Consider the following 15,268-nt stretch of genomic DNA (forward strand, 5'->3'; position numbering starts at 1 on the left):
GCTCGGCGCCACCATTGTGGGGGGAGCGTCCCGCTCCGCTACCAGAGCGAGATGTGTGTCCGCTCCATGACCCACGCCTTGGCCTTGCCCTTGAAGCCCTTCGGCGGACTGGGCGTCTTGCCCGTGAAGGGGCTCACCGGCGCGTGGTTGCCGCTGGTGAAGGAGGCGCGCAGCCCGGCGTGCTGGGTGGGCTGCATGATGCGGACCAGGTTCCCGTCGGGGAGCGTGTACTGCATGCCCGCCGACTTCGTCGCCGTCGGGTTGGAACCGGGCAGGTTCTGCAGCCCCCGCTCCAGCCGGTTGCGGTTCATCGGCACGACGTTGCCCTTCGCGTCGGCCACGAAGTCCGGCTTCCGCGCCGCCGTGAGCTCCTTGCGCTTCGGCGCGGCCGTGATGGCCTTGCGCGGCGGCTTCGCGGTGATCGCCTTCTTCGGCGCCGCGGCCTTCTTGACCGCCGGGCTCTTCTTGGCCTGGACGACCTTGCGCGGCGGCTGCTTCTTCGGCGGCTTCTGCGCGGCCTTCTTGCGGGCCTCGGCCGCCTTCTTCGCCTTGGCGGCGTCCTGGGCCTTCTTGGCCTTGGCCGCGTCGTCGGCCTTCTTCTTGGCCTCGGCGGCCTTCTTGGCCTCGGCCGCCTTCTTCCGCGCGGCCTCCTCCTTCTTCAGCCGGTCCGCGAGCTCCTTGAGCTGCTTGAGCTTCTTGATGCGCTCGGCGGCCTGCTTCGCCTTCCACAGCTGGTAGGCGATGCGGGCGGCGATGATGGCCGGGATCCAGAAGGCCTCGCCGTCCGGGTCCGTCATGCTGACCGGGTTGTTGTTCGCGTACGCGTACCCGTTCATGGACTGCGGGTCGGACACGTCGAGCTGCGGGTCCACGGACAGGAAGCGGCCGGTGGCCGCGTCGTACGTGCGCGCGCCCAGCTGGGTGAGCCCCGTGGAGGCGTCGACGGTGCCGCCGACGAAGCCCTTCTGGTCGGGCCAGGCCGCGGGCCGGGCGCCCCGCTCCTCACCGAACAGCGTGAGGGTGCGGCGCGTCGCCGTCATCGCGCCGTCGGCGGCGACCGCGAGGGTGTTGGTGTTGTGGTGGTCGGCGGACAGGTACGTCAGCTGCCCCGCGGAGCTGCGCACCGCGACGGTGCCGTCCCCGTGGTCGTAGCTGCGGGTGCCCGACAGCTTCCCGTCGGCCCTGGCCACGGTCAGCTCGGTGCCGCCCAGGTACAGGGTGGTCCCCGTGGGGTCCCTGCGCAGCAGCCGCTCGCCGTTGGCGTTGTACAGGTACTCGGTGGTCTTGGCGCCTTCGGTGACCTTGGTCAGGTTGCCCTCGGCGTCCCACTCGAACTTCTGCTCCGTGGCTCCGATCTTCCGGGACGTGGTGTTCCCGGACTTGTCGTAGGCGTACGTGTCGGTGCGCTGCCCGGCGGGGCCGTCGACCTCGGTCCGGCTCAGCGTGTGCCGCTGCGCCGACCCCGCGGCCGGGTAGGTGTGGGTGCGCTTGTCGTCCTTGCCCCCGGCGACGGTGGCGTGCCGGGTGTCGGAGACCCGGTTGCCCGTCTTGTCGTAGGCGTAGGAGTGCCAGTACGGGTCCACACCGCCGACGGTGGTCAGCGACGGGGCGCCGGAGCAGTCGGTCTTGGCGGTCCACGCGCTCGTCATGCGGCGCAGGTGGTCGAAGGCGAAGCACTGCGTGTCGCGGGTCTTGCCCTCCCGCAGCTCGCTGATCTTCGTGACGTTGCCCGCCGGGTCGTAGGAGTAGTCCGTCTCCGACAGCGCGCCGGGGCTCACCTCGCGGTCCAGGTAGGACTTGTTGACCCGCCGGGTGGAGTCGTCGAAGACGTTGGTGTGCACCAGGCGCTTGCCGGCCGCACCCTGCTGGTACTGCTGCAGCTCACCGAAGGGGGTGTGCTTGGAGGTGGTGACGTAGTCGGCCGCGCCCTTGAGGGTGCTGGGCAGGCCGGTGGCGTTGTAGCCGTGCGTCAGCTTCTCGGCCGGCAGTCCGCCCGCCGCGGGCAGCTCGCTGGTTGCGACCTCCCCGGTGGCGGTGTAGGTGCCGGTGAACTCGTAGGTGCCGGCCAGCTTCCCCTCGGACTGCGGGACGGTGACCCGGGAGCCGGTGGGGCGCCCGGCGCCGTCGTAGCCGAGGACCGACTGCACGTACGCCTGGCCGCCGGTGAAGCGCTTGGCCTCGCTCAGCTCGCCCTTGGCGAGGGTGTCGTACGTCCACTCCGCCAGCTTCGTGCCGGCCGGGGACCCCTCGTGGGTGGAGACGGGGCGGCCCAGCGCGTCGTAGACCGTCGCGACGGTCTTCTCGCGCGCGTCGGTCGACGTGAGCAGCTGGTCGGCGTCGTCGTAGGTGTAGGAGGTGGGCCCGCGGTCCGGGTCGGAGTCCTTCACCTTGCGGCCGCGCAGGTCGTACTCGAAGGTCCACCGGTTGCCCTCGGCGTCGTGCACCGAGGCCAGTTCGCCGCCGGGCGTGTAGCCGTAGCGGGTGGCGTCGAACTCGCCCGTGGCCGTACGGGCCTTGTACTGGCGCAGTTCGGTCAGCCGTCCCCGGCCGTCGCTGATGCGGGTGGTGACGGTGTCGCCGGCCGGCGGGACGGTGTGGACGCGGTCACCGCCGTGCGCGGTGGTGGTGCGCCACTTCTCGCTGCCCAGGCTGGAGAACAGCGCGGCCGTCTGGCGGCCCGCCCCGTCGTACAGGTAGCTGCTCTGCCGGATGATCTGGTTGTCCGGTGCGGACAGCAGGACGGTGTTCGGGTCGGTGCCGTTGAGGAACGGGCCCGACTCCTTGACCACCAGACCGCGCGAGTCGTAGACCGTGTCGGTCACGACGCGCCCGGCGGCCGCCTGGGCGCTCTCGCCGAGGTCGGAGCGGGTGGCCTGGGTCTGGCGCGGGCGCAGCAGGCCGTCGAAGAACTCGTTGACGACCGTGTACTTGCCGTTGTCCTGGAGGGACCTGCTCGTCGTGACGGCGGGGCCGTCGCGGCGGATCAGGTAGGCGTACTCGTAGTCCGGTGCCAGCTCCTTGCCGCGGCCGGGCTCCCAGGCCCGGACCAGGCGGCCCAGCGGGTCGTACTCGTGGTGGACCTGCCGGCCGTTGGCGTCGGTCTCCGTGGTGGTCAGGCCGCGGGTCGGGTCCTGGACGTCGGTCTCGGTGTGCCCCAGCGCGTTGGTGGTCGTGACCTTGGTGGGGGCCTCGCCGGTCGCCGGGGTGTACGCGGTGGTGGTCTTCCCGCCGAGCGGGTCGACCTGCTCGGTGCTGCGCCCGTAGACGTCGAAGACCTCGGTGCCCGCGCTCACGTAGCGGGGCTGCCCGCCCTCGTAGGAGGCGAGCTCCTCGGCGCGGGTCGGGTCGCCCTTGACCGGGGCGGCGCCGAAGCCCTTCCCGTCGTAGTGGGTGCGGTCGTCGGCGACGACGTGCTCGGGGCGCTTGGCCTCGGCACCGCACGCGACGGACACGGTCTCCTCGCGGCTGACCTGGTCCAGCAGGTGGATCGCGGGGTTGCGGGCGTACTCGGTGCGGGTGCACAGGTCGTCCGCGGTGGTGCCGGTGTCGCCCTGGTCGTCGACCTGCACGGGCAGGCCGTACCCGTCGTAGGACGTCGTGGTCCTGGTACGGCGCCAGGTGCCGCCCTCGACGGCCGTGCGGGTGGCCTCCGCGGCCACGTTGACCGTCTGGGCGGTGAGCGGGACGGTGCCGGTCCGCTGGCGGGTCGCGCTCGCGGCCGTGACCTGCGGTTCGGTGGTCTCGGCGGAGATCAGGGCGCCGCCGTCGCCGTTGTAGGTGAGCTCCTCGCGGGTCAGCCCCGCGAACGCGTCGTGGTCGGTGAGGGCGTTGCCCTCCGAGTCGGCGACCTGGACGCTGCGGGTGCCGCCGGCGAGCAGCCTGTCGCCGTGCATCCCGCGGAAGAACACGTCCTCGGAGAGGGTCCTGGCGTCGCTGCCGCCGCCCCCGCGGGTGCGGACCTTGCCGTAGCCGCGCCACTGGTTCCAGGTGCGCTCCACGTCACGGGAGAACTCGGAGGTGTCGTAGCGCCAGGCGGGAGCGCCGACGTACTCGTAGCTGGTGGTCGCCGCGGGTGCGCCGCCGACCAGGTCCGTCTCCAGGATCTGGGTGACGACGTACTTGTGGAACCAGTCCTTGAGGGGCTTGGGCCGGCCGTCGGTGCCGATCGGCTGCCCGGGGGCGTACCAGTTGACCGGGAAACAGCGCAGCGTGTTGGCGTCGTCCGCCGCCGGCAGGACCTTGGGGGTGGAGGTGACCGAGCACTCCGGGGCGGAGTAGCCGACGCCGATCTGGCCGCCGGTCTCGGTGGTGATGGAGTTCAGGCGGTAGCGGACGAACGGCGCCAGGCCGTCCTGGCCGTCGACGCGGTTGGCCAGCTGCTGGCCGCCGAAGGTGATCTCGGGCAGCTCCAGGGAGCCGCCCGCCCTGCCGGTGTGCTTGACCGACTGGAGCCACAGCGCGGCCGCGGTGCCGTCGCCGCTGGAGGGGAAGGAGTGCTCCATGCCCCAGTGGTCGACGGGCTTGTACGCGCCGCCGGTCAGCACGTGGGTGCTGACGCCGGTGATGCGCTTGCGGGTCCAGAACGTCGGGGACAGCTGGTCCTTGCACTCGGCGCCGGGGGCGCAGTACTGGTCCACCGGGACGTCGGGCCAGTTCTTGGCGTTGGCCTTGGTGAACTTCGCATCCGAGCAGTCGGCCCCGGGCAGGCAGCGCTCGGCCGTGTCGAAGGTGACCTTGGCCGGTGCGGGGGCGCCGTAGACGGCGCCGGCCCGGTGGCCGTACTCGATGCGCGAGAGGTGGCCGCCGCGGGTGTAGCCCACGCCCGCGGGCTTGCCGAGGGCGCCGTAGCGGTTGGCCTCCTTCGTGTAGAAGTACGCCATGGCGTTGCCGTGCGTGTCGACGACCTGGTCGAGCTGCCAGCGCCAGGCGTGCTGCCTGCCGCCGCCGGTCTTGCCGTACAGGGGGACGGTCCAGGCGGACTCGGTGGTGTCCTTGCCGCTGGTCCAGCCGGGCAGCTTGTTCAGTCCGAAGAAGAACTGGGTGCCGTCGACGGAGGTCAGCTTCCAGTGCCTGCCGTCGGCGTCGCCGTTGTCGGCGCCGGTGAGCAGCTCGACCTTGGAGCCGTCGTCCTTGGCGGGCTTCCACACGCCGGTGTCGTCGTCGCGGACCAGCTCGGTGGTGCTGCCGTTGAGGGTCAGGACCGCATTGTCCGAGGCCTCGCAGAGGTCGCCCTTGAGGTCCTTGTGCGTGACGCCGGAGCCGGGCACCTCCGCACAGGGCTGGTAGCGGCGGTCGATGAAGCCGCCCGAGGCCATCTCCCAGCCGTCGCCGACCTGGGAGGGCTGGTTGTTGGTGGCCGCGGTCCGGCCGTCCACGCTCTGCGCGGAGTAGGCCAGGCCCAGGTCGGGGGACAGGTCGCCGGGTACGTCGGGCACGTCGAACACGTACGACCAGGTGAAGTCGCCGCTGGAGCCGCCGGCCTGCCAGGCGCCGCTGGGGGCCAGGGGGGTGGCGGCGTAGTCGCCCTTGTCGCCTCCCGCGGCGGCCTCGGCGGCCAGGACCACCGGCGCCGGGGCGGCCAGCGTCCGGGCTGCTGCGGCCGTCTTCGCGGACTCCGGGCGGAGGGTGACCTCGCCGGTCAGGCGCTGCTGCGCGTCGTCGTTGCCGGATGCGGCCAGCGGGGTGGCCGTACGGCACTCCGGCTTGTCCGGGGTGGTCAGCGCGCAGCCCGGCAGGCGGACCAGGCGCAGGCGCGAACCCCAGTCGGCGCCGTAAGCGCCAGCGAAGGCGGAGTAGTCGAGTCCGAGCGAGACCCGCTCGGGAACCGGGGCCCCGGCGGCGGCGGGCTTCAGGGTCATCAGGACCCCGTTGACGCCCGCCTTCGCGGCGGCGGCCTGGGGCTTCACCTCTACGGTGAGCCGGTCGGCGCCGTCCTTCGCGCCGGCGGCGCCCCGGGGCGTGAGGGTGAGGGGAAGGCCGCCGACCTCGGTGCGGACCGGGGCCGCCGCGGCGCGCCCGGACCGGGCGGTGGCAGCGGTCTTTGCGGTCTTCGCCGTCTTGGCCGACTTCGCCGGCTCGGCGGGCGGCAGGTCGACGGTCTTGGCCGCGGCGTCGGGCCAGTCGGCTGCGGGCGCGGCCTTGAGCGCGCGCCGGGTGGTCTCGCTCACCGGCGGCTTCTTGGCCTTCACGGGCTTGCCGTCGACCAGCCGCTCGCCCTGGAGGCCGCGCACGGTGAAGTCGCTGCCGGCGGCGACGGCCGCGCCGGCCGGGACCGCGGTGGCCAGCAGGGCGCCGCTGATGACGGCGGCCAGGCCCTGGACGGAACGGCGCACCGGTCTCGGCCAGCGCCACACGTCCAGTGAGCTCCAATGGGGCTCTCTCGACGGATGATTCGTCGAATGGGTCACGCCTGTCTCCGCGCTCTCTCGTGTGGAATTCGGCTGATCGGATGGATCGGAGCCGCGATGAGAGTAAAGCGGATTTAAAGCGGGGGTAAAGCTGCAGAGGTTCCTTTGGGGAAATGGTGATCCACTTAACAATTCCCCGGGTGATTCCTGAACTGCCCTTGTGTGCAATCGGCGTGAAAGACCGTCAAAAACGTGTTTCCGCACGGCCTTACGGGGGCGTGAAGCCGTCGGGTACGCGCAACCCCGCGGGTACGGAGGCGCGGGCGGGTGCGCGTACGCACGCGCAGACCCGCGTGCGCACACGGAGGCCTGTGTACGTCGCGCAGGGCGTGCGCGGCCCGCCGGTGCCGCCCCTGCCGGCGCAGGGGCGGCACCGGACCCGTACCGGAGGCCGTGTCAGGGCTGGTAGATGCCCTTCCACGGGGTCCAGGTGCCGTTGGCCGCCCGGGTGGTCTGGCTGATCGCGTCGTCGGTCACGGCCGTCAGCCGGAACCCGCCGGTGACCGGCGTGGCGAGCAGGGTGTGGACCCGGCCCAGGTCGCCGACCTGTGCGGTCACGTCACCCCAGGCGCCCCAGGCGCCGGCGGTGGACCGCATGATGTGGTGGACGCGGCCCTCGACGGTGGCCGCGAGCTGCAGCTCGGTGCCCGTCCCGGCCATGGCGAGCGAGGACACGCCGGTCAGCGGGCCTCCGGCCGGGGTCAGGGCCACCGGCTGCCACGCACCCCCGGCGGCCTGGGCGAACTGGGCGAGCTGCCCGCCCGCCAGCGTGACGAGGTGGGACGCCCCGCCCGCCTGGGCCACGGCGAGCTGTTCGATGCCCGCGGGCGTACCGGCGACCGCGGTCCAGGCCGACCAGCTGCCGTCGGCGGCGCGGACGGTCGTGTACACCTTGTCCCCGGCGACGGCGGCCACGACGAGCGCGGTGCCGTTGGCGGCGGCCGCCACCCGCTGGACGCCGGGCAGCGGTCCGGCCGCTCCGGCCGCGGTCACCGTGCCCCAGCGCTGCCACGAGCCGTTCTCGGCCCGGACGGCGTGGTGGAGCTGCTCGCCGCTGACGGCCAGGACCTGGAGGTCGGCGCCGGTCGCGGCGGAGGCGACCTGGCGTACGTCGGCCAGTTCGCCCACGGTGGCGGTGGTGTCGTTCATCCCGGCGCCCGTCATACCGTGCCAGACCCTGCCGCCGGCCACGGCCAGCAGCTGGTTGCCCGACGTGGTCGCCGCGTCCGCGAGGGAGGTGGCGGCGAGGCCGCTCTCCCACAGCACGCCGCTGCTGTCGGCGGCCTCGGAGTCGTTGCCCGCCAGGTCGGTGGCGTACGCCTTCACGGTGTAGCGGCCCTCGGGGAGCTTCGGGAGCAGGACGGTGGCCCGGCCCTGGAAGGCGGTCACCCGCTGCGTGGGCTGGTCGGCGTTGACCCCGAAGCGGTACGAGGCGATGTGCGCGCCGCCGGTGGGGCCGTCCACGGAGAAGGTGGCGAGGCCGGTGGCCGGGTCGACCGCGACGGTGGGCGCCACCGGCGCCGTCTGCTTGAGGGTGAACGCCGCCGCCGTGGTCCACGCGGTGGCGCCGTGGGCGTCCTCCGCGCGTACCTGCCAGGTGTAGGCGCCGTCCGCCGGGGTGCCGGGGATCCGCCAGTCGGCGACCGCGCCGCTGGCCACGTCCACGACGCCCTCGGTGGCGGTGCCGCCCGCGGGCTGGAGGCGGAAGCGGGCCTTGAGGTTGCCGCCGTCACCGTCGGTGATCTTCGCGCGCAGGTGGATGCCGGTGGCCGCGTTGGTCTTGCCGATGTAGCCGGACGCGTTCGGCGCCGGGGTGCTCTGCATGCCGGTGGGGAGCGCGGGCGGGGTGTTGTACTCGGTGGACAGCACCGCGGTAGCCGGGTCGAACTTCTTCCAGCCGAAGGTGTCCGTCTCCGACGCCGAGCGCAGGCCCACCGTCATGTCGGCCCACTTCTTCGCGGCCGCCTCCTTGGCCATGGAGGTGGTGTCGAACTCCAGGTCGCCGGCCGGGCAGTCGGCGGACCAGCCCTTCGCCGCGTTGACCGAGGCGAGCTTCTTGATCCAGCCCGGCTGGTTGTTCCACGTGGTGGTGGAGGCGATCCGGCCGGTGTCCCACAGCTCGACCGCGCGGGCCGAGCAGGACCAGGACCAGGTGTTCTTGATCCGGAAAGTCGACTTGACGATCTGCTTGTTGGTGTCCCAGAGGTTCTTGGAGTTCATCTGGAAGAAGGACCGCGAGAGCCCGCCGGTGTCGGACTCGTAGCCGACGCGCGCGACCGTCTCGTCGCCCATGTACGCCGTGTCCGGGTACCGCTTGTAGACGCGGACCCAGGCCTCGCGGCTGCCGGACACCCACGGGTCGATGTAGACGGGGTACTCGGTGTCGGGGTCCGTCAGCAGGGCGCGGTCGGGCGTGATGGCCAGGGCCGAGTCGGTGACCTCGGTCTTCATCGCGGCGTCGTTGGCGCCGAGGGCCGGGTCAAAGGCCGGGTCCTCGGTGTCGGTCGCCTCGCCCGCGGCCGCGCCGGGCTTGCGGGGGGCCAGCGGGGAGTCGGCGGTGGCGCTGGAGCTGTCCCACATCTGGGGCGTGGGCCCGGCGAAGACCTCGGCCCCGGAGGGGTCGACGGCGGTCAGGTTGCCGTGCTCGTCGGCCGACACCTCGACGCCCTCGGCGTCCAGCCCGTAGCGCACCTGGGCGAGCCGGGGGTTCTTCGCGGCCTTCGCGGACTTCACGACGAGCAGCTGCTGGAACCCGTCGACGCCCGCCTTGAGCCGGAGGTCGACCCCGGGCAGCACCTCGCGGTACGTCGCCACGTCGCCGTCGAGCACGGGGGCGGGCAGCGGGTCCGGCCAGGACAGCGAGAAGCTGCGGCCGTCCTCGACCAGGGTGGCCATCGGGCCGGTGCCGCCGCCGGAGAAGGTCACGTCCATGGCCGTGGCCCGGGGGGAGACGGAGCCGTCACCTTCCGTGCGCAGGGTGGTGTCGACGTCGACCAGCTTGCCGCCCTGCCGCACGCGGACCGGGAGGAAGTGCCGGTCCTCGGTGAGGGTGCCGTCGGGGTTCGCGAACACCTCGGCGGTCTCGCTGCGCTCGCTGACGATCTCCACGCGCTCGCCCGTCGCGCGCGCCTTCTCGAGCGCGACGGCGGTACCGGTCTTCGCCGGGGCGGCGGGACCGTCGGCGGTGGCCGCGGGCACCAGCGAGGGCAGGGTGGCGAGTCCGAGGACCGCGGCCAGGCCGGCCGTGAGTGTGCGCCGATAGGACACACCGCTTCTTTGCCTTATCGGCGGAGTGGGCATGGGGATCCTTCTTCACTTGATCGAAATGGCCCCGAACCTTACGCAGATAAATTCGCGATCTTCAATTCTTAACCGGTAAGTTACCCGACGGTTATCTGATGTGCGATCAGCGGTTTTGCGGGATTTTTCTGCGGTCAACGTGTGGTAAAGCGCAGGTCGATTTGAAAGAACTCTTCGAAATTGTGGCGGTGCGGTGCGGTGCGGTGTGGCGCGGGTGGGGGTCGGCGCGGGGTCCGGCCGCACCCGGCTGGTCCCGCCCGCCGCCCCCGGCCGCCGACAGCGGTCTCTGACGTTCCCTTAGGGTCGGCCGCATGGACCTCCACCAGCAACTGGCCGCCGACCCCTACGCCGTCTACGACCGCCTGCGCACCGAGGCGCCCGTCTGCCGGATATCGGGCACCGACGGGATGCCGGCCTGGCTGGTGACCCGCTACGCCGACGTACGCGCAGCCCTCGCCGACCCCCGGCTCTCGCTGGACAAGTCGCACGCCGCGGAGGGCAACTACCGCGGCCTGTCACTGCCTCCGGCGCTCGACGCCAACCTGCTCAACATGGACCCGCCCGACCACACCCGCATCCGCAGGCTCGTCGGCCGCGCCTTCACCCCGCGCCGCGTCGAGCAGCTGCGCCTGCCGATCCGCGCGACGGCCGAGCGCCTCCTCGACCGGCTCGGCCCGGCGGGCACCGCCGACCTGCTGACCGCGTACGCCGCCCCGCTGCCCATCACCGTCATCTGCGAGGTCCTCGGCGTCCCGGAGGACCGCCGCCGGGACTTCCGGTCCTGGACCGACGCCCTGGTCTCCCCGGACCCGGCGCGCCCGCAGGACGCCCGCGGGGCGGTCGCCGCCATGCTGGGCTTCCTCGCGGAGCTCATCGCCCACAAGCGCGAACGGCCCGCCGACGACCTCCTGTCTGACCTCACCGCGGTCCGCGAAGCCGACGGCGACCGGCTGAGCGAGGACGAACTGACCTCGGTCGCCTTCCTCGTCCTGTTCGCCGGCTACGAGAACACGGTGCACCTGATCGGCAACGCCGTCCACGCCCTCCTGCAGCAGCCCGGACAGCTGGCCCTGCTCCGCAGGGACCCCGCCCGGATCCCGGCCGCCGTCGAGGAGTTCGCCCGCTACGAGGGCCCCGCGGCCCTCGCCGTCCGCCGCTTCCCCACCGAGGACGTCACCATCGCCGGCGTCACCGTCCCCGCCGGCGAGACCGTACTGCTCTCCCTCGCCGCCGCCAACCGCGACCCCGCCCGCTTCCCCCGCCCCGACACCCTCGACTTCGACCGCGACACCGGCGGCCACCTGGCACTGGGCCACGGCATCCACTACTGCCTGGGCGCCCCGCTGGCCCGCGCCGAGACCGAGATCGCCCTCGCCGCCCTGCTCGCCCGCTACCCGCACCTCGAAGCAGCCGCTCCGCCCGCCCCCGCCCCCTGGCGCCCCTCCCTCCGCGCCCGCGGCCTGACCACCCTGCCCGTCCGCTACGGAGGCCCCCTCGCCCCGGCCGGATGAGGCCGCGGCGCCCCCCGCGCCGCCGTAATCATCGGTCAACTCCCTTACGCAGTGGCGGGTACGGGCCCTAGCCTCGGGAACGTCCGCAAGTTACCCGCCAGTTCGCCCGTGTGCGGCGGCTGCCCTGGGGCCCGGAGGCCGACGTGACTTCTGCACAGCACCTGCTCGAGGACCGGCCGCCGTCCGTGGCGCACCTGTTCCTGTCGCGCGCCGCCGCCACCCCCGACCGGGAGGCGTACCGCTACCCCGCCCCCGTCGGGGACGGGGCCGGGGAGGGCGGGGCCGAGGAGTGGCGGTCGCTGACCTGGGCGCAGACCGCCGAGCGGGTGAAGGCGGTCGCGGCCGGACTGCTGAACCTGGGCCTGCGGACCGAGGAGCGGGTCGCGATCATCTCCTCGACGCGGGTGGAGTGGATCCTCGCCGACATGGGCGCGATGTGCGCGGCAGTGGCGGCGACGGCCGTCTACCCGAGCACCAACGGCGAGGAGACGGCGTACATCCTCGCCGACTCCGGCAGCCGCGCGGTCTTCGTCGAGGACGCCGGGCAGCTGGCCAAGGTCGTGGCGCACAAGAAGGACCTGCCGGGACTGGAGTACGCGGTCCTCTTCGATCCGGCGCCGGACGCGCCGGCCGCCGAGGGCCTGGAGGTGCTCACCCTCGCCGAACTGGAGCGGCGCGGCGCCGCCCACCTGGCCGGGCACCCCGGCGCCGTAGAGGAGGCGGTCCGGGCGATCGCCCCCGAGCAGCTGGCCACCCTGATCTACACCTCGGGCACCACCGGGCGCCCCAAGGGCGTGCGCCTGGTGCACGACTGCTGGTCGTACCAGGGGGTCGCCCAGGAGGCCACGGGACTCGTGCTCCCCGACGACGTGCAGTTCCTGTGGCTCCCGCTGTCCCACGTCTTCGGCAAGGCCCTCATCTCCGGGCAGGTGCAGTCCGGCCACGTCATGGCCGTGGACGGCCGCATCGACCGCATCGTCGCCAACCTCCCCGTGGTCCGGCCGACCATCATGGCCTCCGCCCCCCGCGTGTTCGAGAAGGTCTACAACGGCATCGCCGCCCGGGCGCGCGCCGAGGGCGGGGTCAAGTACCGGATCTTCCTGTGGGCGGCCGGGGTCGCCCGCGAGTACGCCCGGACCGCGCAGGAGCAGCGGGCGGCCCCGGGGCGGCGCAGGCCGCCCCTGTCCCTCAGGGCGCGGCACGCCGTCGCCGACCGGCTGGTCTACGGAAAGATCAGGGCGGCCTTCGGCGGGGCACTGCGCGGCAGCGCCTCCGGCAGCGCGGCGCTCGCCCCCGACATCGGCTACTTCTTCGCGGGCGCCGGCGTCAACGTGCTCGAGGGCTACGGCCTCACCGAGACCAGCGCCGCGTGCACCGTGAACCCGGCCGAGGACTGCCGCGTGGGCACGGTCGGCAAACCCCTGCCCGGCACCGAGATCCGCATCGCCGGGGACGGCGAGGTCCTCGTCCGCGGCCCCGGCGTCATGCGCGGCTACCACAACCTCCCCGAGGCGACGGCCGAAGTGCTGGAGGACGACGGCTGGCTGCGGACCGGGGACATCGGCGAGGTAGACGGCGACGGCTACGTCCGGATCACGGACCGCAAGAAGGACCTCTTCAAGACCTCCGGCGGCAAGTACGTGGCCCCCAGCGAGATCGAGGGCCGCTTCAAGGCCGCCTGCCCCTTCGCCTCCAACATGCTCGTCATCGGCAACGGCCGCAACTACTGCACCGCCCTCGTCACCCTCGACGAGAGCGTGATCATGCCCTGGGCCGCCTCGAACGGCCTCGCCGGACGCACGTACGCCGACGTCGTCACCTCCCCGGAGGTCCACGCACTCGTCGACGGCTTCGTCCAGGAGGTCAACGGCGGCCTCCAGCGCTGGCAGACCGTCAAGAAGTTCACCGTCCTGCCCCGCGACCTCGACGTCGAACACGGCGAGCTCACCCCCAGCCTCAAGGTGAAGCGCCCCGTCGTCGAGCGCACGTACGCGGACCTCGTCGCCGCCATGTACGAGGGCGCGCGCGAGGCCTGACACCCGGACCGCCGGCACGTACGGCGCAGGCGCACCCGCCACCGCTGCGCCCGGGCACCGGGCCCGGGCGCAGCGCGGGGCTCAGGCCGCGTAGCCCCTGTTGTAGCTCCAGGCGGCCAGCTTCGCCGTGTCGATCCAGTACGCGGAGTACCCGAACCCGTCCGCGTCCCTGCGGCCGTCGTGGTAGCCGGTGTCCACCACGTAGGCCCGGCTTCCGTAGTTGTCGTAGCCGACGACCGTCAGGTAGTGGCCGTTCGGGTACGAGCGGGTGCCCGAGCCGGTGGAGGCGGAGCCGACCACGTTGACGACCAGGGCGTAGCCGCGGTTGATGTCGAAGCGCACGTCCGACTTCAGGAGCGCGGCCCAGTCCGCCTGGTTGTAGTGGCCGTAGGTGGCGTTCGGGCCGCTGCGCACCTTCGCGTCGTACCAGGTGGTGCCGGCCTGCGCGTTCAGTACGCGGCGCACGTCCCAGGAACTGTTCGTACCGTTGTAGATGTCCGTCTTGAGGTTGTTGCCGTCGGCGAGGTGCTCCTGGCTCGGGTAGCGGCCGCGCACGGTCAGGGCGATCCGGGTGGAGGCCGGGCCGCAGTAGTGGCCCTGGTGCTGCCCCTGCGCCTGGTGGTTGAGCGTCTTCGCGTACGGGATGTTCGGGATGCACTGGCTGGTGTCCGGGTCGATGACGCACGCCTGGGCGGCCGGTGCGGTGACCGCCACGCTCAGACCTGCGCCCGCGACGACGACCGCCATCGAGGTGGCGGCCCGCATGAACCTGCTCCTGGTCGACTTCAGGGTTGGTTCCCCCTGCTGTGTGTGCTGTGTGCCGTCTGCTGCGTACTGCTTCGCATCCGGCCTCCGACCGGCCGGCGGGGAAAGCTTGTTCGATCGGGGGCCGTCCTGCGATGCTGTTCGACCCCGCCTTAAAAGGTGCTGGTGGGCGGGCCGGATCCGACGGGTCGCCCCGCCGTACCGCCGGGTCGAGCCGCGGCCGCCGAAGGCCGGGGAGGAGCTGTCGTGCCGCGCGTACACCTGACCGCCGAGGACCTGGCCCGCGTCCGCCTGGTCCCCACGCTGGGCCCGCTCGCCGAGACCGTCTTCGCGCTCCAGGCCCTCCAACTGCGCGACCGCCCCGCCCTGCTCGACCCCTGGCGTGCCGCGACGCGGCCGCTGCTGCACCGGCAGACGGCCGAACTGGCGGTGCTGGCCCCGGTACGCAGGCCGCCCGTCGACGTCTTCTCCACCGTGGGCGCCGCGGACGGCCTCGACTCCGCCGTGGAGGCCTTCACGGCCCTGCCCCGCGAACTGCTCGCCGAGGAGCTGGGCCCCGCCCGGCGCCCCGGGGCGCCCGGGTGGCTGGCCGACCTGGCGGAGGGGCGCCGGGACGGACGCCGCCGGCTGGCGCAGCTGACGGCCGGCGCCCACGCCGCGGCCGTCGCGCCGTACTGGTCCCGGATCCGCGGGCACGCCGACACCGAGCACGCCCTGTCCGGGCGGGCCTTCCTGGAGGGCGGGCTCGACCGGGTCCTGGGACAGCTGCACCCGGCCGTGCGGTGGTCCTCGCCCGTCCTCGAGCTGCCCGGCTGGACGCGGGCCGAGATCCGGCTCGGCGGCCGGGGGCTGCTCGTCTCCGCCTCGTTCTTCTGCGGCAGGCCGCAGCTCTTCCTGCCCGAGCCGCAGGCGGAGGGCCCGGCCGTGCTGGTCTACCCGGCGCAGCGGGCAGGCGGCGCGGCGCAGGTACTGCAGCCCGCGGGGACGGCGCCGCCCCACCCCCAGGCGCACCGGCTCGCGGCCCTCATGGGCCGGACGCGCGCCGCCGCGCTCGACGCCCTGGCCCTGGGCTGCACGACGACGGAGCTCTCGCGGCGCCTCGGCGTATCGGCCGCCGCCGCCAGCCAGCACGCCACGGTCCTCCGGGAGGCCGGGCTCGCCCGGACCACCCGCAGCGGCTGCTCGGTGGTGCACACCCTCACGCCGCTCGGCGCCCAGCTGGCGGGCAGCCTCCCCTGAACTGGGGTTT

6 protein-coding genes are annotated in these 15,268 nt (G+C 73.1%); 3 read left to right on the forward strand and 3 right to left on the reverse strand.

The genetic code is table 11. The features are described from left to right. Nucleotides 1–38: 38 nt before the first annotated feature. Nucleotides 39–6,332: an RHS repeat-associated core domain-containing protein gene (locus ACZ7JZ_RS14360; RefSeq protein WP_470938024.1), complete on the reverse strand. Its 6,294-nt coding sequence runs from the start codon at nucleotides 6,330–6,332 to the stop codon at nucleotides 39–41. A 471-nt stretch (nucleotides 6,333–6,803) separates the two neighbouring features. Continuing rightward, a complete protein-coding gene (locus ACZ7JZ_RS14365; protein WP_470938027.1) occupies nucleotides 6,804–9,674 on the reverse strand; it encodes a hypothetical protein in 2,871 nt (956 codons plus the stop codon). A gap of 344 nt (nucleotides 9,675–10,018) precedes the next feature. Here ACZ7JZ_RS14365 and ACZ7JZ_RS14370 point away from each other — a divergent pair, with 344 nt between their 5' ends. Both ACZ7JZ_RS14370 and ACZ7JZ_RS14375 read left to right on the forward strand, forming a co-directional pair. Beyond that, entirely contained in the window at nucleotides 10,019–11,218 is a 1,200-nt protein-coding gene (locus ACZ7JZ_RS14370; RefSeq protein WP_470938030.1) for a cytochrome P450 family protein, read from the forward strand. 143 nt (nucleotides 11,219–11,361) lie between these two features. Beyond that, the gene (locus ACZ7JZ_RS14375) at nucleotides 11,362–13,254 is read left to right on the forward strand and encodes an AMP-dependent synthetase/ligase (protein WP_470938033.1); all 1,893 of its coding nucleotides are present in this window, start codon (nucleotides 11,362–11,364) and stop codon (nucleotides 13,252–13,254) included. Nucleotides 13,255–13,335: 81 nt separating this feature from the next. On the opposite strand, the gene ACZ7JZ_RS14380 is transcribed toward ACZ7JZ_RS14375, so the two are convergent. After that, nucleotides 13,336–14,019 (reverse strand): C39 family peptidase, encoded by a 684-nt coding sequence (locus tag ACZ7JZ_RS14380; RefSeq protein ID WP_470938035.1) that lies wholly within the window; start codon nucleotides 14,017–14,019, stop codon nucleotides 13,336–13,338. 246 nt (nucleotides 14,020–14,265) lie between these two features. Between ACZ7JZ_RS14380 and ACZ7JZ_RS14385 the strand changes: the two genes are divergently transcribed. Then, entirely contained in the window at nucleotides 14,266–15,258 is a 993-nt protein-coding gene (locus tag ACZ7JZ_RS14385) for a helix-turn-helix domain-containing protein (RefSeq protein WP_470938037.1), read from the forward strand. Nucleotides 15,259–15,268 lie beyond the last annotated feature (10 nt).

Source organism: Streptomyces sp. NPDC038213, assembly GCF_055600495.1.